At 72.0% G+C, this 19,091-nt stretch carries 20 protein-coding genes; 15 read left to right on the top strand and 5 right to left on the bottom strand.

Annotated features, from left to right (window positions below):
- Window positions 1-74: 74 nt before the first annotated feature.
- Window positions 75-629 carry a TetR/AcrR family transcriptional regulator gene (locus tag J3P36_RS15500; protein WP_210509152.1) on the top strand — a complete coding sequence of 185 codons (555 nt, stop codon included), beginning with the start codon at window positions 75-77 and terminating at the stop codon, window positions 627-629.
- A gap of 151 nt (window positions 630-780) precedes the next feature.
- On the opposite strand, the gene J3P36_RS15495 is transcribed toward J3P36_RS15500, so the two are convergent.
- The gene (locus J3P36_RS15495; RefSeq protein ID WP_210509151.1) at window positions 781-1,065 is read right to left on the bottom strand and encodes a hypothetical protein; all 285 of its coding nucleotides are present in this window, start codon (window positions 1,063-1,065) and stop codon (window positions 781-783) included.
- Between the two features lie 211 nt (window positions 1,066-1,276).
- On the opposite strand from J3P36_RS15495, the gene J3P36_RS15490 reads away from it, so the two are divergent.
- Window positions 1,277-2,110: a CoA ester lyase gene (locus J3P36_RS15490; protein WP_210509150.1), complete on the top strand. Its 834-nt coding sequence runs from the start codon at window positions 1,277-1,279 to the stop codon at window positions 2,108-2,110.
- Between the two features lie 31 nt (window positions 2,111-2,141).
- On the opposite strand, the gene J3P36_RS15485 is transcribed toward J3P36_RS15490, so the two are convergent.
- The gene (locus J3P36_RS15485) at window positions 2,142-2,771 is read right to left on the bottom strand and encodes a histidine phosphatase family protein (RefSeq protein ID WP_210509149.1); all 630 of its coding nucleotides are present in this window, start codon (window positions 2,769-2,771) and stop codon (window positions 2,142-2,144) included.
- A gap of 121 nt (window positions 2,772-2,892) precedes the next feature.
- Between J3P36_RS15485 and J3P36_RS15480 the strand changes: the two genes are divergently transcribed.
- The 4 genes from J3P36_RS15480 (at window position 2,893) to J3P36_RS15465 (ending at window position 6,599) form a co-directional block, all read left to right on the top strand.
- Window positions 2,893-3,858: a siderophore ABC transporter substrate-binding protein gene (locus J3P36_RS15480; RefSeq protein ID WP_210509148.1), complete on the top strand. Its 966-nt coding sequence runs from the start codon at window positions 2,893-2,895 to the stop codon at window positions 3,856-3,858.
- A gap of 80 nt (window positions 3,859-3,938) precedes the next feature.
- A complete protein-coding gene (locus tag J3P36_RS15475; RefSeq protein WP_307807133.1) occupies window positions 3,939-4,853 on the top strand; it encodes an iron chelate uptake ABC transporter family permease subunit in 915 nt (304 codons plus the stop codon).
- Window positions 4,843-5,844 (top strand): iron chelate uptake ABC transporter family permease subunit, encoded by a 1,002-nt coding sequence (locus J3P36_RS15470; RefSeq protein ID WP_246854875.1) that lies wholly within the window; start codon window positions 4,843-4,845, stop codon window positions 5,842-5,844. The genes J3P36_RS15475 and J3P36_RS15470 overlap by 11 nt, the downstream gene beginning before the upstream one ends.
- Window positions 5,841-6,599, top strand: a complete 759-nt coding sequence (locus J3P36_RS15465) for an ABC transporter ATP-binding protein (RefSeq protein WP_210509147.1) — start codon at window positions 5,841-5,843, stop codon at window positions 6,597-6,599. The genes J3P36_RS15470 and J3P36_RS15465 overlap by 4 nt, the downstream gene beginning before the upstream one ends.
- Before the next feature lie 3 nt (window positions 6,600-6,602).
- On the opposite strand, the gene J3P36_RS15460 is transcribed toward J3P36_RS15465, so the two are convergent.
- Window positions 6,603-7,265, bottom strand: coding sequence for a histidine phosphatase family protein (locus J3P36_RS15460; RefSeq protein WP_210509146.1), 663 nt, complete (start codon window positions 7,263-7,265; stop codon window positions 6,603-6,605).
- 98 nt (window positions 7,266-7,363) lie between these two features.
- On the opposite strand from J3P36_RS15460, the gene J3P36_RS15455 reads away from it, so the two are divergent.
- The 3 genes from J3P36_RS15455 to J3P36_RS15445 all read left to right on the top strand — a co-directional run bounded on the left by J3P36_RS15455 (window position 7,364) and on the right by J3P36_RS15445 (window position 9,637).
- Window positions 7,364-8,791 (top strand): serine hydrolase, encoded by a 1,428-nt coding sequence (locus tag J3P36_RS15455; RefSeq protein ID WP_210509145.1) that lies wholly within the window; start codon window positions 7,364-7,366, stop codon window positions 8,789-8,791.
- A gap of 89 nt (window positions 8,792-8,880) precedes the next feature.
- Window positions 8,881-9,222 (top strand): hypothetical protein, encoded by a 342-nt coding sequence (locus tag J3P36_RS15450; RefSeq protein WP_210509144.1) that lies wholly within the window; start codon window positions 8,881-8,883, stop codon window positions 9,220-9,222.
- Window positions 9,223-9,292: 70 nt separating this feature from the next.
- Complete coding sequence (locus J3P36_RS15445; RefSeq protein ID WP_210509143.1) at window positions 9,293-9,637, top strand: hypothetical protein; 345 nt, start codon at window positions 9,293-9,295, stop codon at window positions 9,635-9,637.
- Window positions 9,638-9,653: 16 nt separating this feature from the next.
- On the opposite strand, the gene J3P36_RS15440 is transcribed toward J3P36_RS15445, so the two are convergent.
- On the bottom strand, window positions 9,654-9,962 hold the full coding sequence (locus J3P36_RS15440) for a DUF1905 domain-containing protein (protein WP_307807132.1): 309 nt from the start codon (window positions 9,960-9,962) through the stop codon (window positions 9,654-9,656).
- A gap of 123 nt (window positions 9,963-10,085) precedes the next feature.
- On the opposite strand from J3P36_RS15440, the gene J3P36_RS15435 reads away from it, so the two are divergent.
- Together J3P36_RS15435 and J3P36_RS15430 are read left to right on the top strand one after the other, a co-directional pair.
- Entirely contained in the window at window positions 10,086-11,381 is a 1,296-nt protein-coding gene (locus J3P36_RS15435) for an O-acetylhomoserine aminocarboxypropyltransferase/cysteine synthase family protein (RefSeq protein WP_210509142.1), read from the top strand.
- Complete coding sequence (locus J3P36_RS15430; protein ID WP_210509141.1) at window positions 11,378-11,968, top strand: CoA-binding protein; 591 nt, start codon at window positions 11,378-11,380, stop codon at window positions 11,966-11,968. Before J3P36_RS15435 ends, J3P36_RS15430 begins: the two co-directional genes overlap by 4 nt.
- Window positions 11,969-12,145: 177 nt before the next feature.
- On the opposite strand, the gene J3P36_RS15425 is transcribed toward J3P36_RS15430, so the two are convergent.
- Window positions 12,146-13,540, bottom strand: coding sequence for a DUF222 domain-containing protein (locus J3P36_RS15425; RefSeq protein WP_210509140.1), 1,395 nt, complete (start codon window positions 13,538-13,540; stop codon window positions 12,146-12,148).
- A 368-nt stretch (window positions 13,541-13,908) separates the two neighbouring features.
- On the opposite strand from J3P36_RS15425, the gene J3P36_RS15420 reads away from it, so the two are divergent.
- From J3P36_RS15420 to J3P36_RS15405, 4 genes are read left to right on the top strand one after another with little or no spacing between them, the layout of a single operon-like run.
- Window positions 13,909-15,540: an ABC transporter substrate-binding protein gene (locus J3P36_RS15420; protein ID WP_210509139.1), complete on the top strand. Its 1,632-nt coding sequence runs from the start codon at window positions 13,909-13,911 to the stop codon at window positions 15,538-15,540.
- On the top strand, window positions 15,518-16,543 hold the full coding sequence (locus tag J3P36_RS15415) for an ABC transporter permease (protein ID WP_210509138.1): 1,026 nt from the start codon (window positions 15,518-15,520) through the stop codon (window positions 16,541-16,543). The genes J3P36_RS15420 and J3P36_RS15415 overlap by 23 nt, the downstream gene beginning before the upstream one ends.
- Window positions 16,540-17,400, top strand: a complete 861-nt coding sequence (locus J3P36_RS15410; RefSeq protein WP_210509137.1) for an ABC transporter permease — start codon at window positions 16,540-16,542, stop codon at window positions 17,398-17,400. The genes J3P36_RS15415 and J3P36_RS15410 overlap by 4 nt, the downstream gene beginning before the upstream one ends.
- Entirely contained in the window at window positions 17,397-19,091 is a 1,695-nt protein-coding gene (locus tag J3P36_RS15405) for an ABC transporter ATP-binding protein (protein WP_210509136.1), read from the top strand. The genes J3P36_RS15410 and J3P36_RS15405 overlap by 4 nt, the downstream gene beginning before the upstream one ends.

The raw sequence follows: 19,091 nt of genomic DNA, 5'->3' as shown, positions 1-19,091 counted from the left end.
ACCAGAGGGTACTACTTCCGCAGTGATCTGTCACGATGAACATAGTTATATGCCACTAGCTATATAGTCGCCGCATGGCCTCCAACCGCACCCGCGCGCTCGACGCCGCCGTCGAGCTCGTCGGCACCGTCGGCATCCGAGCCCTCACCCACGCGCGCGTGGACGAGCACGCCGGCCTGCCCAGGGGTTCAACGTCCAACTCCTTCCGCACCCGCCGCGCGCTCGTCCACGGCGTCGCCGACCGCATCGCCGAGCTCGAACTGCAGCTCCCCGAGTTCGCCACCACCGTCGGACCGCCGGCCTCAGCGGACGAGTTCGTCGACGGTCTCTGCGCACTCCTCGACCACCTCACGGTCACCGACCGCACGAGGACGGTCGCCCGGCTCGCACTGTTCCTGGAAGCCAGTCACGATCCCGACCTCCGGGCGACCCTGATCCAGACAGGGGCGCGCATGGAGTCGGACGTCGTCGTCACCATGGCGACCCTCGGCGCCCGCGATCCCCGCACCGCGGCCGCCGCCCTGATCGCCTGCTGCGAAGGCTTCATCCTCCATCGGGTCTCCCTGGCAGCCCCGATGGATCCGCGACCGATGCTGCAGGCGATCGTGGACGCGGCGATCGGCGGGTAGGGCGCCGGCGCGGTGGCCGGACGGGCTCTGTGCCGATCGAGGCACCCGGGGACGCCGGAGCAGGCGCCCGCGGTTCCCGGGCGCTGAGCCCCGGCGGAACGACGGAGGGCCCGGAACCGATCGGTTCCGGGCCCTCCGAGTGCTCGAGGGGTCAGGAGGCGGGCATGTTCTGCATGATCTGCGCCGCGAGGACCGCGCCGAGGATGAGGAAGATGACGCTCAGCACGACGCCCACGATGCTGAGGATGAGTCCCCAGAGCGACAGCGTGCGGGCAGCCGGCTCGGACTTGCGGCTGAGGAAGCCGAGGATCAGACCGGCGATGCCCGCGAGGATTCCGAGGGGCGAGAAGAGGAACGCGAAGACGACGCTGACGATGCCGAGGACGAGCGAGACGATGCCCTTGGTCTTCGGGGTGGTGGCGACACTGCTGCTCACGGTGGAGGCCTTTCGGTTGTCGGTACTGAGAGCGGCTCGAGTTGTACCGCTGGACAACAGGCATATCGCACGCGATACCCCGGAAACACAGGGTTGACTTCCAGGTGATTGGCAGGCACGTGTGCAGCTCCGTTCGGCGCTCTCACCGCTTCGACTCGGCCCCGGGGCGCGTGCGGCGGAAGGGGCCCCGCGGTTCCGCCAGAATGAGAGGGTGCAGAGCAGCCGTACCGTCGACCCCGAGATCGCCCGCTCCTGGCTGTTGGTGAACGGCCTCCGCTCGGAGCTGTTCGACCCGGCCGATCGCTCGCGCGCCGATCAGGTGATCCTCGACCTCGAGGACGCCGTCGACCCTGGCGCCAAGGACCAGGCCCGCGAGTGCGTCGCGAGCTGGCTCTCGGAGGAGCGCCGGGCGTGGGTGCGGATCAACGACCGGTCCAGCAGGTTCTGGGACGACGACGTCGACCTGCTGAGCAGCCTGCCCGGCCTCGTCGGCGTGCTCCTCGCGAAGACGGAGGCGGCCGAGCACGTGACGGAGACCTTCGACCGCCTCGGCGGCAGGGTGAAGGTGCTACCGCTCATCGAGTCCGCCCTCGGCATCGAGGAGGCCGTCTCGATCGCGCGAGCCCGCGGCGCCTTCCGGCTCGCCTTCGGCAGCGGCGACTACCGCCGCGACACCGGCACGAGCGCCGACGACCTCGCGATGGCCTACCCGCGCTCCCGGCTGGTCGTCGCGAGCCGCGTCGGCGGACTGCCCGGCCCGATCGACGGCCCGACGGTCAGCCGCAGCCACCCGATCCTCCGAGAGCAGTCGAACGTGGCGGTCTCCCTCGGGCTCACCGGCAAGCTGTGCCTCGACATCGAGCAGCTGCCGGTGATCAACGAGGTGATCAGCCCGACCCCGTCCGACGTCGCGTGGGCGCTCGACTTCCTCGCCGACTTCGAGGCTCGCGGCCGCGTCATCCGCGACGGCAGCGACCTGCCCCGCCTCGGCCGCGCCCGCAAGATCGAGCGCCTCGCGTCCGCCTTCGGGGTGCAGCCGCTCTGAGCCTTCCGGGCAGCCGGCGGGGCCGCCGGGCTCAGCGCCCGGGCACGCGGTTCCAGCCGGTGATCACCCGCCGGCCGTGCTCGTAGCCGAGCGTGCTGATCGCCGCGGTGTCGAGCGCCAGCAGCCTGCCGTCCTCCACCTCGAGGCCGAGCCACACTGCGGCGAGCGCACGGAGGAAGTGCCCGTGCGAGAACAGCAGCACCTTCTCCCCCGCGTCGAGGGTGGGCTGGAAGCGGTCGCGCAGCGCCTCCGCCCTGCGCGCGATGTCCGCCGCGCTCTCGCCGGGAGTCGCGCCCGCGGGAACACCGTCGGTCCAGATCGTCCAGGGCCCACCCCGCCGCTCCCGGATCTCCTTGCTCGTGATGCCTTCGTAGGCGCCGTAGTCCCACTCGACGAGGTTCTCGTCGGGGATCGCATCCGGGAAGCCGGCGAGCCGCGCGGTCTCGCGGGCCCGGAGGAGCGGACTCGTGAGCACGAGCCCGAAGTCGATCCCGGCGAGCGCGTCGCCGACGAGCCCCGCCTTGTACTCGCCCGCCTGGCTGAGCGGGATGTCGGACAGTGCGGTGTGCCGCCCGGTGCGGCTCCACTCGGTCTCGCCGTGGCGCACGAGCACCACGCGGGGGTCGTTCGGGCCATGTCCGGTTTCGCTCGTGATCGGCATGGACCCATCCTCTCCCGGGCAGGGCGGGCGCACCCCGGGCGGATCCGATTGGCGACGGCGACTTAGGTAAGGCTAACCTTTCCAGGTCGCCGCTCGGCGCCCACCCCAACGAGGAGAGCCCATGCCGTCCACCCTGTCCCGCTCCGCCCTGTCGGCCCTCCTCCTCGCCGGAGCGGTCGCGCTCACCGGCTGCGGGGCGGCGTCGGCCGAGCCGGCGGCCGACGTGGCCCAGGCGGACTCCCCCGCCGATGTGACGGTGGAGCACGCGCAGGGCGAGACCGTGGTGCCGTTCGCCCCGAAGACCGTCGTGACCTTCGACATGGCCTCGCTCGACACGCTCGACGCGCTCGGCGTCCCCGTCGCGGCGTTGCCCCAGGAGAGCGTGCCGAGCTACCTCAGCGAGTACGCGGGTGAGGAGTACGAGAACGCCGGCACCCTCTTCGAGCCCGACTACGAGGCAGTCAACGCCCTCGCGCCCGACCTGATCATCGTCGCGAACCGCTCGGCGAGCGCGTATCCCGAGCTCAGCAAGATCGCCCCGACCATCGACCTCACCCTCGACTGGGCCGACTACCTCGGCAGCTTCTCCGACAACGTCGAGACGCTCGGCGAGATCTTCGGCAAGGAGGACCGTGCCGCTGCCGAGCTCGCCGCGATCGACGAGAAGATCGCCGAGACGAAGGAGCAGGTCGCGGACGCTGGAAGCGCGCTCGTCCTGCTCACCAACGCCGGCGAGATGACCGCGTTCGGTCCCGGCTCGCGCTTCGGCTGGCTGCACGACGAGCTCGGGGTCACCCCCGTGATCGAGGACGTCGAGGCCGCCACGCACGGCGACCCCGTCTCCAACGAGTTCGTGCTCGACGCGAACCCGGACTGGCTGCTCGTGCTCGACCGCGACGCCGCCATCGGCACCGAGGGCGGCGCGAGCGCGGAGGCGCTCCTCGACAACGACCTGGTGCGCCAGACGACCGCGTGGCAGGAGGACCAGGTCGTGCACCTCGACTCCGAGACCTGGTACGTCGTGATGAGCGGGCTGAGCGCCGTCAGCGCCATGGTGGACGAGATCGCCGGAAGCGTCGCGTCCTGACCGCGATCGCTTCGGGAGAGGCGCCGGTCGGCCTCTCCCCCCGGCGCTACGCGACGACGCTCGCACTCGCCCTCGCGGGCGTGCTCCTCCTCGCCCTGCTCAGCACCGGCGTCGGGGTCGGCTCCCTCACCGAGGACGGCGGCGACCGTGCCGCCCTCCTCCTCTCCGCGAGCCGCCTCCCGCGGACGCTCGCGCTGATCCTCACCGGCGCCTCCCTCGCCATCGCCGGCCTGCTCATGCAGCTGCTCGTGCGCAACCGCTTCGTCGAGCCGAGCACCGCGGGCACGATGGACTTCGCCGCGCTCGGACTGCTGCTCGTCACTCTCGCCGCTCCCGGACTGGCGCTCATCGGCAAGATGGCCGTCGCGGCGGTGTGCGCGCTCGCCGGGACGGCCCTCTTCCTGCTGCTGATCCGGCGCATCCCGCTGCGCTCGCTCGTGCTGGTCCCGCTCGTCGGCATCATGCTCGGCGGCGTGGTCGGCGCGGTGACCACCTTCATCGCCTACCGCCTCGACCTGATGCAGATGCTGGCGACGTGGATGACCGGCGACTTCTCGGGCATCCTCGCCGGCCGGTACGAGCTGCTCTGGCTCGCGCTCGGGGCGACCGTGCTCGCCTGGCTGGCCGCCGACCGCTTCACGGTGGCGGGCCTCGGCGAGGAGTACGCGACGAGCCTCGGCCTCTCCTACGGGCGGGTGCTCGCGTTCGGCCTCACCGTCGTGGCGGTCGTCAGCGCCGTCGTGGTCGTCACCTCCGGGGTGATCCCGTTCCTCGGCCTCGTCGTGCCGAATCTCGTCAGCCTCGTGCTCGGCGACAGCGCCCGCCGAGGAATCCCGGTGGTCGCGCTCGTGGGCGCGGCGTTCGTGCTCGCGTGCGATGTGCTCGGCCGCGTCGTCCGGTTCCCCTACGAGATCCCGCTCGGCTCGGTCGTCGGCGTGCTCGGCGCCGTGATCTTCCTCGTCCTCCTGCTGCGGAGGTCCCCCGATGTCCGCTGACACGCGTCTGGCGGCGCCCTCCGACGTCGGACGCCCGGTCGCCCGGAGGCCCGGGCTCGTGCTGGGGATCCTCGCCGCGGGGGCCGTCCTCGCGGTCGTCGCCTTCGTCCTCGTCGGCATCGAGGGCAGCTGGGCGTTCGCCGTGCCGTTCCGCCTCCGCAAGGTCGCCGCGATGGCGGTGGTCGCCGCGGCGATCGGCGTGTCCACGGTGCTGTTCCAGACCATCACCGCGAACCGGATCCTCACCCCGTCGATCCTCGGCTTCGACTCGCTGTACGTGCTGCTGCACACCGCCGCGATGTTCTTCCTCGGCGTCGCCGGGGTCTCCGCCGTCGACCCGCGCGTGCGCTGGCTGGTCGAGGTGGCGGCGATGATCCTGTTCGCGACCCTGCTCTTCCGCTGGCTGCTCGGCCGATCAGCGCACAGCCTCTACCTGCTCGTGCTCGTCGGCGTCGTGTTCGGCGTCCTCTTCCGCAGCGCCTCGTCCCTCCTGCAGCGGATGCTCGACCCGACCGCGTTCGCGGTGCTGCAGGACGACCTGTTCGCCACGTTCAACGCCCCGGACGAGGAGCTGCTCGCGGTGAGCGCCGTCGTCACTGCGGCAGTGGTCGTGCTGGCGGCGCGCCGCGTGCGGGTGCTCGACGTGCTCGCGCTCGGCGAGGCGACCGCCACCGGGCTCGGCCTCTCGCATCGGCGCGAGGTGGGCTTCGTCCTCGCGATGGTCGCGGCACTCGTCGCGGTGTCGACGGCGCTCGTCGGCCCCGTCCTGTTCTTCGGCCTGCTGGTCGCGAACCTCGCGTACCTCGTGCTGCCGACGCACCGGCACGCCTACCTGCTGCCGGGCGCCGCGCTGCTCGGCCTGATCTGCCTGGTCCTCGGCCAGCTCGTGCTCGAGCGCGTCTTCGACCTGGCCGCGACGCTCAGCGTCGTCATCGAGTTCCTGGGAGGGATCGTGTTCCTGTTCCTGCTCGTCAAGAGAGGCGTGCGGTGATCCGGCTCGAGGGGGTCACCAAGCGGTACGGCGCGATGCCGGTCGTCGACGACCTCACGCTGACGCTCGGCGAGCCGGGGCTCACGTCCCTCGTCGGGCCGAACGGTGCCGGCAAGTCGTCGGTGCTGTCGATGATCGCCCGCCTGCTGACGCCGGACGCGGGCCGCATCACCGTCGACGACCACGACGTCCGCACGACTCCCGGCCCGGTCCTCGCGCGCCTCCTCGCGACGCTGCGGCAGGAGAACTCCCTCGTCGCGCGGGTCACCGTGCGTGAGCTGGCCTCGTTCGGCCGCTTCCCGCACTCCCGCGGCAGGCTCACGGCCGCGGACCGCGCCCGGGTCGAGGAGAGCCTCGAGTACCTCGACCTCGTCCCGCTCGCCGGCCGGTTCCTCGACGAGCTGTCGGGAGGCCAGCGGCAGCGCGCGTTCATCGCCATGGTGCTCGCCCAGGACACCAAGTACGTGCTCCTCGACGAGCCGCTCAACAACCTCGACCTGCGGCACAGCGTCGAGATGATGCGGCTGCTGCGCCGCGCCGCCGACGAGCTCGACCGCCGCGTCGTCGTCGTGCTGCACGACCTCAACTTCGCGTCCGCGCACTCCGACCGGATCGTCGCCCTGAAGGACGGGCGCGTGCTCGCCGCGGGCACCCCGGAGGAGGTCGTCACGCCGGGCGTGCTGCGCGAGGTCTACGACCTCGACGTGCCGGTCGAGCTGGTCGGCGGGATGCGGATGGGGCTCTACTACCGCTGAGCTCTACTCGAGCGGCTCGCCGGTCGGACCCGCGGGCGCCTCGGCCCCGACGCCGGTGATCGGGTTGCCCATCCAGCTGCGGCAGGTCCAGCCCGTCCCGGTCTCCTCGAGCACGGCGACGCCCGTGTTGTCGAGCCACAGGTGGCTCACCGCCTCGACGCCCAGGTTGTCGGTGCGCGCCGACGACCAGCAGCGGATGGCGGCGCCGTGGCTGACGATCGCAACGGTCTCGTAGCCGTCCTCCCGGGCCGCGGTCACCGCCTCCTCGACCACCGCGTCGTAGCGCGCGAAGAACTCGTGGCCGTTCTCGCTGCCGGGGATGCGGACGTCGAGGTCGCCGCCCGCCCACGCGAGCACCGACTCGACGTAGCGGTGCACGTCCTCGCGGGCCGCCGACCCCTCGTACTCGCCGGCGAAGATCTCGCGGACCCCGTCCCGCTCGATCGGCTCGATGCCGAGCCGGCGGGCGAGCGGCGCGGCCGTCTGCTGGGTCCTCAGCAGGTTCGAGACCCAGATGGAGCCGATCAGCTCCCCGTCGAGCGCCTCGGGCAGCACCTCCGCCTGCTCCCGCCCGACCTCGGTCAGGGCAGGCCCGGGCACGGCGCTGTCGAGCACGCCGTCGACGTTGGACTGGATCTGGCCGTGCCGGATGAGGAGGAGACGCATCCCTCCATCCTGCGGGACGCGGGGCACCCGCGGAGACCCGCGACTCCGGTCGGCGATCCCGCCGACCGGGGTCCCCGCGTTCGATTAGCGTCGGGGGGATGACGACGTCGCTGCCCTCCTCCCCGCCGAGCAGCCAGGGCGTCGACGCCCGCGGCATCGAGCGGTTCCTCGACGCGCTCGAGGAGCACCCGAGGATCGAGCCGCACAGCGTCATGCTGCTGCGTCACGGATCGGTGGTCGCGGCCGGCTGGTGGGCGCCGTTCACGCCGGACCGGCTGCACCTGCTCTACTCCCTCAGCAAGACGTTCACCGCCACGGCGCTCGGCTTCGCGGTGGACGAGGGCCTCGTCGACCTCGACGAGCCGGTCGTCGACGCGTTCCCCGAGTTCGCGGACGACATCCGCACCCCTCGCGCGCGCTCCATCCTCGTCCGGCACCTCGCCGCGATGGCGAGCGGTCACACCCAGGAGATGCTCGGAGCGGCGGTGGACACCGACGCCGAGGAGCCGATCCGCGGGTTCCTCCTGCACGAGCCGGAGCGGGAGCCGGGCACGGTGTTCGCCTACAACCAGCCCTGCACCTACACGGTCGCGGCGATTCTCCAGCGGCGGGCCGGCGTCGACCTCGTCGACTACCTGCGGCCCCGGCTCTTCGATCCGCTCGGCATCCCGCCCGTCGGCTGGGAGTCCTACCCGCCGGGCCGCTCGCTCGGCTTCAGCGGCCTGTTCGCCACCACTGAGTCGATCGCGAAGCTCGGGCAGCTCCACCTCGACCGCGGCGAATGGCAGGGCGCTCGGCTGCTGCCCGACGGCTGGGCCGAGCAGGTGTCGACGCGCTGGATCGGCACTCCGGACGAGGGCAACGTCGACTGGCGTCAGGGCTACGGCTTCCAGGTGTGGCACGCCCGCCACGGCTACCGCGGGGACGGCGCCTTCGGCCAGTTCTGCGTGATCCTGCCCGAGCAGGACGCGGTGCTGGCCGCGACGCTCGCGACCGAGGACATGCAGGCGGTGCTCGACGCCGCATGGGAGCACCTGCTGCCCGCGATGGCGGACGGCGCCGGGGACCCGGCCTCTGACGCGGCCCTCGCGGAGCGGCTCGAACGCCTCGCGCTGCCCATCCCCGGGAGCCCGACGGAGGCTCCGGAAGGCGTGGACCCCACCGGCTCGTACACGCCGTCGCGGCCACCGAGCGGCCCCGGACTCGAGCGGGTCGAGGTGCTCGGCGGCGCCGACGGCCTTCGGGTGCGACTCACCGGCGCCGACGGGGTCCCCGCCGAGGCCGGGTTCGCCCCCGGCTCCTGGACCGTCGGCGAGGGCGAGGGCCGCCCGCCCATCGCCGTCGCGGTCGATCGGCAGGAGGGGCGGCTGCGGCTCTCCGTCCTCTTCCTGGAGACCCCGCACCGCCTCGAGCTCGACCTCGACCCGGCGACGCGGAGGGCGGCACTCCGCTGGTCGCCGGCGCCGCTCACCGGTCCCGGACTGTCCGGGCTCGGCGACCTGCAGGCGCCGCGTCCGCTGCGCTGAGGCACGGGAATCGCCGCGGCGGCTACCTCACGGAGCGGAAGGGGGCAACCCTTTGCCCGCCCCCGCTCGGCCTGGAAGCGTTGACCGTGATGAGGAAGATCTCTTACGCCGATGAGCATTTCGTCACGAGCGACGCGATCGCCGAGCGCGTCCTCCAGTACGCCAAGCTGATGGGCCGCCAGGCCACCGACGACGTGGTGAGTCTTCCCGCTGTGGACGAGGACGGATCGATCTTCCGCGTCGAGGTGCTGATCGGCCCGGCGAGCCAGATCACCGCGGTGGAGATGAGGCACCGGGAGGCCGACCTCCCGGACGAGGCGGAGGTCGTCGCCGACCTCGACGCGCGCATCGCCGCACTCCGGCCGGCGGGCCCCGTGGTGGCGGAGGGCTCGGTCGACCCGGGCACCTCGCTCGACCCGGACTACCTGTAGGCGGTCGCCGACCCCGCGCGTTCGCGTGCCTCCGCCGTCGCACTACCCTTGATGCGGGATAGGAGGGCGAGTGGGCTCGTTGATCTACGGTGTCGCTCCGGCGGTCGCCATCGAGGACCGCGTTCTGCGCCACCTGCAGGTGGTCATCATGCAGAAGCTGCGTCGCGCCGAGGCGTTCGCCTTCAACTGGGACCAGGAGCCCGGCGTGGACGGCGACACCGAGCTCGAAGCCGAGCACGGCTCCGTGTGGATCTCGCCGGGCAGCCAGCTCTACTTCCGCTACGACGGTCCCCGGCAGGACATTCCGCTCAACCGGGTGTGGCTCGAGCAGCTGATGCAGGCCACCTACCGCGCCGAGGGACTCTCCGCCCTGCCGGAACCGGCTGAGGGGCGCGCGCCCGCCGGGGCCAGCTGAGCCGGCCCGCCCCCGCTCAGGGCAGCACCTCGAGCGACACCGTCACCTCGTCGCCGACGTCGACGCCGTTCGCCTCCCGCACCGCCCGCTTGACCGGCAGCACGTAGGGGCCGCCAGTGCTCTGCGGAAAGACGGACGTCCTCCACGCCGCAGTGCCGATCCGCACGCGGACGCGCACCGCCCCGAACCCGCGGCGAGGTCCGTCGGCGAACTCGGCGATCTCCTCGGACGCCTCCTGCGGCACGGTGACGAGGGTCCAGAGGTCGCGCCGCACCTCCCAGGGCCACAGCGTCGCCGTGAACTCGTAGGTCAGCGGCTCGGGCACCCCGCCACGCTACTGCGGCGACGTCGAGCGGGCTCAGCTCTCCTCGACGCGGGCCCGGGCGGGCGTTACCTTGTGTGGCGTCCGCGCCCGCGAGGCCTCGCCGCGGTCGGCTACCGTGCGGCCATGACCGATCGCGAATACGGGTTCCGCACGCGCGCCATCCATGCCGGGAACATCCCGGATGCGACCACCGGCGCACGGGCCCTGCCCATCTACCAGTCGAGCGCCTTCGTCTTCGACGACACGTCGGACGCCGCGGCCCGGTTCGCGCTGCAGAAGTACGGCAACATCTACAGCCGCCTCGCGAACCCCACGGTCGCGAGCTTCGAGGAGCGCATCGCCTCCCTCGAGGGCGGGCTCGGCGCCGTCGCCACGGCGAGCGGCCTGTCGGCGCAGTACATCACCTTCGCCTCGCTCGCCGGCGCCGGGGACCACATCGTCGCGAGCGCCTCCCTCTACGGCGGATCCGTCACCCAGCTCGACGTCACGCTGCGCCGCTTCGGCATCGACACCACGTTCGTACGCAGCAGCGACCCCGCCGACTACGCCGCCGCGATCCGGCCCGAGACGAAGCTCCTGTTCGTCGAGACGGTGTCGAACCCGTCCGGCGACATCGCCGACCTCGAGGGCCTCGCCGACGTCGCGCACACCGCCGGCATCCCGCTCATCGTCGACTCCACGATCGCGACGCCCTACCTCAACCGCCCGATCGAGTGGGGCGCCGACGTCGTCATCCACTCCGCGACCAAGTTCCTCGGCGGCCACGGCACCACCCTCGGCGGCGTCGTCGTCGAGAGCGGGCGCTTCCCCTGGGAGAGCGGGCGCTTCCCCCTCTTCGACCAGCCCGTGCCGCACTACGGCGGCCTCAATTGGCACGGGAACTTCGGCGAGTACGCCTTCCTCACCCGGCTGCGCGCCGAGCAGCTGCGCGACATCGGCCCCGCCCTCGCGCCGCACTCGGCGTTCCTGCTCGCCCAGGGCGTCGAGACGCTGCCGTTCCGGCTGCAGGCGCACGTCGACAACGCCCGCACCGTCGCGGAGGCCCTCGCCGCCGACGACCGCATCGAGTACGTCAACTGGGCGGGACTGCCGACCCACCCCCATCACGAGCGGGCGCGGAAGTACCTGCCGAAGGGTCCCGGGTCCGTCTTCAGCTTCGGCATCAAGGGCGGCCGCGACGCCGGCCGGGCGTTCATCGAGTCCCTCGACCTCGCGAGCCACGTCGCCAACATCGGCGACACGAAGACCCTCGTCATCCACCCCGCCTCGACCACGCACGCGCAGCTGAGCGAGCAGCAGCTGCTCGAGGCGGGCGTCGAGCCGGGACTCGTGCGGATCTCTGTGGGCATCGAGGATGCGGATGACATCCTGTACGACATCGATCAGGCGCTCGGCGCGGCCGGGAAGGCGGAGGCATGACGCTCACGGACACCACTCCCCAGCAGGAGGTCGTCACCGGCCAGCTCGCGAACGGGCTGACCTGCGACATCCCGGCGAGCTCCCCGCTCGCCAAGCTGCTGCGATCGCAGCGGACCTGGGTGGGCCCGTCGGCGAAGGAGCGGCTCGGCATCCTCCGCCGCGCCGAGTCGATCGCGATCGTCGGCGCGTCCCCGAACCCGTCGCGCTCCAGCTACTTCGTCGGCACCTACCTGCTGCAGTCGAGCGACTACCGGGTCTACTTCGTGAACCCGAACGCGACCGAGATCCTCGGCCAGAAGGCCTACCCGGACCTGCAGTCGCTGCCCGAGGTGCCCGACATCGTCGACGTGTTCCGCAAGGCGAGCGACATCCCGTCCGTCATCGACGACGCGCTCGCCATCGGAGCGAAGACGGTGTGGGTGCAGCTCGGCATCTGGAACCAGGACGCCGCCGTCTACGGAGAGAGCAAGGGCCTCACCGTGGTGATGGACCGCTGCATCAAGGTGGAGCACGCCCGCTTCTCCGGCGGCCTCCACCTGCTCGGCTTCGACACGGGGCAGATCAGCTCGCGCAAGAAGGTGCTGTAGGCACCTGCTCGGCGCGTGGTCGCCGGATGAGGCGTCCGGCGGTTCAGCAGGCGCCGGCGACGCCCAGCAGGCAGAACCGGCTCTCGGATGCCTGCTGAGCCACTTCCGTGCCTGCTGCGGATGCTCGGATGCCTGCTGAGCCGATTCCGTGCCTGCTGAGCATTCGGGGATGCGCGGCTAGGACGTGCCCGACGGGCCGGCGGTGGGGAGGGTCGCTCGCCGCTTCGCCCTCCGGGGCGTTCCGGTCGGGTCGATCCACGGCGGCGGAATGAAGTACGGGACGCCGTCCTCGACCTTGAGGCTCCAGCCGTCCTGGTCGAATCTGCGGTGATGGTAGGGGCAGAGCAGGATGCCGTTCCGGAGGTCGGTGGGTCCGTCGTCCGCCCACCAGGCGTCGATGTGGGCCGCCTGGCACCGGCCGGGCGGCTCGGCACAGGTCAGCCAACCGCAGCCGCCGGACTCGACCGCGAGTGCCAGCCGCTGGGTTCCCGAGTACAGGCGCCGGGCCTTGCCGAAGTCGAGCGGGACCGAGTCGCCGCCGAGCACGTAGGGGATGATCTTCGCGTCGCAGGCCAGCCGGCGAGCGGTCGCGGCACTGATCGGCTCGTCGATCCCGAAGATCTGCGCCGCGCCGACGCCGGTCTTCAGCTGCTCGAGCGTCATGCCGACCAGCAGGGTGACCGCGGTGCCCGACATGTCGCCGTCGTCGTGCTTGAGGCTGTCCCGCGCCATCGAGACGAGGGCGTCGAGGCGGCGCTGCTCGGTGGTGCGGTCGTCCTCCATCGCCTCCTCGGCGGGCGCCTCGTCCTCGTCGACGAAGCGCACCTCGCGGCCGGGGGCGGTGCGCGCATCGAGCGCGGCGAGGAGGAAGCCGCCCGACTCCGGGTCGGCGGCGAACCGGCCGTGCAGCAGGCCGTCCTTCTGCCACACCTTGAGGAACCGATTGCGGCGCAGGGCCTCCTCGCGCGGCTCGACGCCGTCCGTGTCGTAGTGGTCGACGAGGGCCCGGGCGAGGGGACGGAGGCTCGCCACGGGGACGAGGGCCGACTGCTCGACGAGGAAGCGCTCGGCGGACGCCACGTCGTCTGGAGTGGTGAAGCCGGCGATGTGAGAGAGAGCGTCCACGATGGTTCGCACGCCGTCGAGGCACAGCCGTCCGGAGTCGAGGGCGTCAGCCACGAGGGTATGGGGTTCCGGCAGCCGCTCGCCCGTCAGCGCGGTTCGGGCGGCCAGGCGCTGCCCGACCCCGCACCAGGCGGCGGCGCGTGAGATCGGGATGTTCGAGGAGGCGGCGATCAGGGCGGGCGCCGACTTCTCACCGAGGCGCCTCGCGAGGGGCTCCGCGGAATCGCGCGCCGACCGCGCGGCGATCTCTCCGGCGTACCGGGCGGCCACCGCGTCGACGAGGTTGCTGAGGACGCCGATGCGCGCGGCGCCGTCCAGGAGGTCCGCGTCCGTCATGCCGGCCACGAGTTCGGCGAGGGATGCGCTGTACCCCGCAGGTGCGAGCTCGGTCACCCGCGAAGCAAGCTCTATGGCCTGCTCGGCGAGGGTGTCGGTGCTCCTTTGCATGCCGCCATTCTGACAGCACCCTCCGACATCGAGCTGACGGAAACAGCAGATCGAAGGGCGCTTTCCTCACTCCACCCCGAAGCCTCGTGACGGGTTTCGAGACGCGCCTGCGGCGCTCCTCAACCACCGGAGGATGCGCCGGATGCGCATCCTCCCTCGTACCCCGATCAACCGACTTCTTCACTCCTTCGCCCGAGGCCGAGGCGAGCGCGGACCCTATCGCCAGGAGCCCCCGTGATCCCAACATTTCGCCCCGCGACGCTCCGTGACGGGTGCCCCTGATGTGTTACGAGCGATCCTCGCGTCGCCCTCGAACGGCTCCCTAACCTGACGGAACTTCGTGCCCCTATCGACCCTGGAGTTCCTGCATGACGCGCCACCTCCGCACCTTCGCCGCCACGGCGACCACTCTCGCCGGTGCCCTCGCGCTGACCGCCTGCAGCGGCAGCGCCGGGGCGTCGACCGGTGAGCGGGTCGACGGCGGGACCATCGTCTACGCCCACCAGCAGGAGCCGGCGTGCGTCTTCGGCGGGTGGATCGAGCAGGCCTACCTCTCCTATCAGGTGCTCGACAACCTCACCTCGCTCGACGAGGACTCGAACGTCGTGCCCTGGCTGGCCGAGGAGTGGGAGACGTCGGAGGACGGCCTCACCTGGACGTTCACGCTGAAGGAGGGCGTCGAGTTCACGGACGGCACCCCGCTGACCGCGGAGGCCGTCGCCTACAACTTCGACCACTGGCTGAACGGCGGCAACAGCACGGCCGCGGTCTGGCTCGGCGGCTACTACGAGTCCGCCGAGGCGCTCGACGAGCTCACGCTGCAGGTGAACCTGTCGCAGCCCTACCCGAACCTCGCGCAGAACCTCACGCAGGCCTACTTCGGCATCCAGTCGCAGGAGGCGCTCGAGACGCGCACCGAGGCGGAGAACTGCGAGCAGCCGATCGGCTCCGGCGCCTTCACGGTCCAGGAGTGGAACCGCGGCCAGAACATCGTGCTCGCCCGGAACGACGACTACACCTCGCCGCCCGCCAACGCGCTGCACGAGGGCCCCGCCTACGTGGAGAAGGTCGACTGGCGCTTCGTGCCGGACGGCACCACGCGCGTCGCGTCGCTGCAGAGCGGCCAGGCGAACGCCATCTACGACGTGCCGGCCGTGCAGTGGGAGACGCTCGACACGTCGGGCTTCCAGCTCGAGAAGTACATCACCCCGGGCAGGCCGCAGCAGATCTCGTTCAACACCTCGCAGGGGCCGTTCACGGACGAGCGGGTGCGGCAGGCGTTCGCCTACGCGCTCGACCGGGAGGAGATCGTCGACACGATAGGCCGGGGCGTCATCCCCTACGAGGGCAACGGCGGCGTGAGCCAGGCGACCCCCGGCTACAGCACCGCCGCGGCCGAGAAGTACTCGTACGATCCGGATGCGGCAGCCGAGCTGCTCGACGCCGCCGGGTGGACCGACGCGGACGGCGACGGCATCCGCGAGAAGGACGGCGCCCCGCTGACCGTCCGGCTGCCCTACGGCGCCGGGTCGATCATCAACGCGGACGGGGCGGCGATCCTGCATGGGGTCAAGGAGCAGGCGGCGGCGTCCGGCTTCGACGTCGAGCTGATCCCGTCCCCGATCAGCGAGTACTTCTCCGGCAAGTACTCGACCGCGGACTCGTACGACCTCAGCGTCGGCTACTGGACGAGCGTCAACGCGGGCATCCTCTGGATCAACTGGCGCCCGAGCACCGAGGAGAACCCCAACTTCAGCAACAGCGCCTTCTACAACGACGACACGCTCGCCGGCTTCATCACGAAGGGCAACTCGGAGACGGACGTCGACGCGCAGAACGCGGCGTACATCGAGGCGCAGGACTACATCGCCGAGCACGCGCTGTCGATCGGGATCTACGACCGGCTGAGCACCCTCGCGGTGTCGCCGCAGCTGAAGGACGTCTGGCAGGAGCACGCACAGGGGGGACCGACGTTCTATGACGCGTACCTCACCAAGTAGCGACGCGACGGCCGCCGTCGCGGCGCCGGGCTCCCCCGCCCGGCGCCCGCGGCGGGGCCTCGCCCTCCTGCGGCAGGTCGCCCGTGCGGTCGGCTCCGCGCTCGTCGTCCTCTGGGGCACGGCGACGGTGGCCTACTTCGCCCAGCTGGCTCTGCCGGGCGACCGGGCGACGATCATCCTCAACATCCGCACCGGGCAGCCGCAGCTGCGGACGCCCGAGGAGCTCGCGCAGATCAACGCGGAGTTCGGGCTCGACCGGCCGCTGCTCGTGCAGTACCTCGACTACCTGGGCGGCCTGGTCCGCGGCGACTTCGGGATCTCCTACCAGCAGTTCCGGCCCGTCGCCGAGGTGATCGGGGAGCAGCTCGGCTCGACGGTGGTCCTGTCGCTGACCGCGATCCTCTTCTCCTGGATCCTCATGGTCGCCTGGGTCGCGCTGACCGCCGGCCGCGGACCGCGGGTGTCCGCGCTCGGCTCGCTCGCCGACGTCGTGGTGGCGGGGCTGCCCGCCTACTGGCTCGGCATTCTCCTGCTGCTCGTCTTCGCGCTCGGCCTGCGCTGGTTCCCGGTGATGGGCGGCACCGGCGTGGAGGGGCTGATCCTGCCGGCGCTGACCCTCGCGATCCCACTGGCCGGCTTCCTCAGCCAGAGCACGCGCGCCGAGTTCGAGCGGGCGCTCGAGCAGCCGTTCGTGCTCAGCGCCCGGATGCGCGGAATGGGCGACTGGGGTGTCCGGCTGCGGCACGTGCTCCGGCACGCGGCGCTCCCCGCCGTCACCCTGTCGGGCTGGGCGCTCGGCGCGACCCTCTCCGGCGCGGTGATCGTGGAGTCGATCTTCTCCCGTCCCGGGATCGGATCGGTGCTCGTCGCCGCGGTCAACTCCCACGACCTCCCGGTCGTGGTCGGCATCGTCACGCTGGTCGCCGTCTTCTACGTCGCCGCGAACCTGCTCGTCGACCTCGCCTACACGCTCCTCGACCCGAGATTGAAGGCCGCCTCGTGACCGCCCTCCGTCCCACCTCCCCGGCGACGCCGCTCGCCGTTCCGCTCGCCCAGCGGCCGTGGGGGCTCTACCTCGCCCTCGCGTTCGTCGCGGTCCTCGCGGTCGCGGCGATCGCGCCCGGCCTCCTCGCCACCGCCGATCCCTACGCCTTGAACTACGGAGCCTCGCTGCAGGCGCCGTCGTGGGCGCACTGGTTCGGCACCGACGAGTCGGGCCGCGACCTCTACAGCCGTGTCGTTCACGGCACCGGCACCTCCCTCCTCATCGGGCTCGGCGCCGCAGGCGTCGGCATCGCGCTCGCGCTCGTCCTCGGCGGCATCGCCGCGCTGGCCCCGCGCTGGATCGCGGTGCCCGTCGACCGGTTCCTCGAAGTGCTGTTCGCGTTCCCGGCGCTGCTGCTCGCCCTCCTGCTCATCGCGATCACCGGCCCGTCCGCGGGCACCGCCATCTTCGCCGTCGGCCTCGGCACCGCCCCCGGCTACGCGCGCATGGTCCGCGGCCAGATCCTCGCCGCGAAGGGCTCGGCCTACGTCGAGGCCGCGACCGCCCTCGGCCACTCCCGGGGCCGGATCGTCCGCGCGCACATCCTGCCGAACGCCCTGCGTCCGCTGGTGGCGGTGTTCGCGCTGTCGGTCGGCCAGTCCATCGTGTGGGCGTCGAGCCTGTCCTTCCTCGGCCTCGGCGTCGCCCCGCCGTCGCCGGAGTGGGGAGCGATGCTCGACGCCGGCCGCGCCTACGTCACGGTCGCCGGCTGGCTGATCCTCGTGCCCGGCTTCGTGATCGTCGCCGTCGCCCTCGCCGCCACCACTCTCGGCCGGCACCTGCAGGCCCACCTCGAGAAGGAGGAGCAGCGATGACCCTCGCCGAATCGCTCGAACGCCCCGCGACCGCGACGGCCGCCCCTACAGCGGCACCTCGGCTGCGCGTCGAGAACCTGCGCGCCGGCTTCCTCAGCCGCGGCGTGCGCCGCGACGTGGTCGCCGGTGTCTCGTTCACCCTCGCGCCCGGCGAGTGCGTCGCGATCGTCGGCGAGTCCGGCTCGGGCAAGAGCGTCACCGCCCGCTCCCTCGTCGGTCTCGCCGGACGGCACGCGGTGGTCGACGCCGATGTGCTCGAGGTGCACGGCCAGGACGTCCGCGCCTACGCCGCGGCACAGTGGCGGCGCGTGCGCGGCCGCGACGTCGGGTTCATCCTGCAGGACGCCCTCGTCTCCCTCGATCCGCTCCGACCAGTCGGCGCGGAGATCGCGGAGCCGCTGCGGCTGCACCGCTGGGGTGCCCCCGGCACGCGCGCCGCACGGGTGATCGAGCTGCTCACCCGCGTCGGGGTCCCCGCGCCGCACGTGCGCGCCAAGCAGCGGCCCGGCCAGCTCTCCGGCGGCCTCCGCCAGCGCGCCCTCATCGCCTCGGCGATCGCTCTCGACCCCGACATCGTGGTGGCCGACGAGCCCACCACCGCGCTCGACGTCACGGTTCAGGCGCAGGTGCTCGCCGAGCTGGAGGCGATGAAAGAGCGCGGCAAGTCCGTCATCCTCATCAGCCACGACCTCTCGGTGGTCGCGCGCCTCGCCGACCAGATCCTGGTCATGCGCGGCGGCGAGGTGGTCGAGCAGGGCACGGCACGCGAGGTGCTCGCCTCGCCGAGTCACCCCTACACCCGCGCGCTCATCGCGGCGGTTCCCGGCGAGCACACGCGCGGGCGCCCCCTCAGCCCCTCGTCCCCGGCGCTTCCGGCGGCGTTCCCGCTCGCCGCGGCCGGCGCTCCCCCGGTGCTCGAAGCGAGCGGCCTGGTCAAGCGCTTCTCCGGCCCGGACGGCAGCACCACCCTCGCCGTCGACGACGTGTCCTTCACCCTCGAGGCGGGCACGACGCTCGGCATCGTCGGGGAGTCGGGCTCGGGCAAGAGCACCACCGCGCGGCTCGCGCTCGGCCTCGAGTCCCTCGACGCCGGCGTCGTCCGCCTGCTCGGCGAGGAGTGGTCGTCGCTGCCGGAGCGGAAGCGCCGGAGGCTGCGCCCGCGCATCTCGGCGGTCTATCAGGACCCGCTGAGCTCGTTCGACCCGCGCTGGAACGTGGAGCGCATCCTGCTCGACGCCCTGCCGCGCGGCGAGTTCCGGACGGCCACGTCGCGGCGCGCCCGCATCCTCGAGCTGCTCGACCTGGTCGGGCTGCCTCAGGAGGTGCTGGGCCGCTTCCCGCTGCGGCTCTCCGGCGGGCAGCGGCAGCGCGTCGCGATCGCCCGGGCGCTCGCACCGCGGCCCTCGGTCATCGTGCTCGACGAGGCGGTCTCCGCGCTCGACGTCACGATCCAGGCGCAGATCCTCGACCTGCTCGTCGCGCTGCAGCGCTCCTCCGGCCTCAGCTACCTCTTCATCTCGCACGACCTCGGCGTCATCAGCCACCTCAGCGACCGCGTCCTCGTCATGAAGGACGGCGTCGCGGTCGAGGAGGGCACGCCCGACGACATCTTCCGGCGCCCGCGGCATCCGTACACGCGGCAGCTGATCGCCGCGATCCCCGAGTTCAACCCCTCCTCCCTGACCGACTGA

This window comes from Naasia sp. SYSU D00057 (genome assembly GCF_017916505.1).
Classification (GTDB): Bacteria; Actinomycetota; Actinomycetes; order Actinomycetales; family Microbacteriaceae; genus Naasia.
This window is presented reverse-complemented; position numbering and strand designations above follow the sequence as displayed.

Bases quoted from the DNA above. Each gene is read 5' to 3' on its own strand.
- J3P36_RS15450 (WP_210509144.1), top strand. From the start codon at position 8,881: ATGAGGAAGATCTCTTACGCCGATGAGCATTTCGTCACGAGCGACGCG.
- J3P36_RS15425 (WP_210509140.1), bottom strand. From the start codon at position 13,540: ATGCAAAGGAGCACCGACACCCTCGCCGAGCAGGCCATAGAGCTTGCT.
- J3P36_RS15500 (WP_210509152.1), top strand. From the start codon at position 75: ATGGCCTCCAACCGCACCCGCGCGCTCGACGCCGCCGTCGAGCTCGTC.
- J3P36_RS15460 (WP_210509146.1), bottom strand. From the start codon at position 7,265: ATGCGTCTCCTCCTCATCCGGCACGGCCAGATCCAGTCCAACGTCGAC.
- J3P36_RS15420 (WP_210509139.1), top strand. From the start codon at position 13,909: ATGACGCGCCACCTCCGCACCTTCGCCGCCACGGCGACCACTCTCGCC.
- J3P36_RS15415 (WP_210509138.1), top strand. From the start codon at position 15,518: ATGACGCGTACCTCACCAAGTAGCGACGCGACGGCCGCCGTCGCGGCG.
- J3P36_RS15430 (WP_210509141.1), top strand. From the start codon at position 11,378: ATGACGCTCACGGACACCACTCCCCAGCAGGAGGTCGTCACCGGCCAG.
- J3P36_RS15470 (WP_246854875.1), top strand. From the start codon at position 4,843: ATGTCCGCTGACACGCGTCTGGCGGCGCCCTCCGACGTCGGACGCCCG.
- J3P36_RS15435 (WP_210509142.1), top strand. From the start codon at position 10,086: ATGACCGATCGCGAATACGGGTTCCGCACGCGCGCCATCCATGCCGGG.
- J3P36_RS15405 (WP_210509136.1), top strand. From the start codon at position 17,397: ATGACCCTCGCCGAATCGCTCGAACGCCCCGCGACCGCGACGGCCGCC.
- J3P36_RS15485 (WP_210509149.1), bottom strand. From the start codon at position 2,771: ATGCCGATCACGAGCGAAACCGGACATGGCCCGAACGACCCCCGCGTG.
- J3P36_RS15455 (WP_210509145.1), top strand. From the start codon at position 7,364: ATGACGACGTCGCTGCCCTCCTCCCCGCCGAGCAGCCAGGGCGTCGAC.
- J3P36_RS15480 (WP_210509148.1), top strand. From the start codon at position 2,893: ATGCCGTCCACCCTGTCCCGCTCCGCCCTGTCGGCCCTCCTCCTCGCC.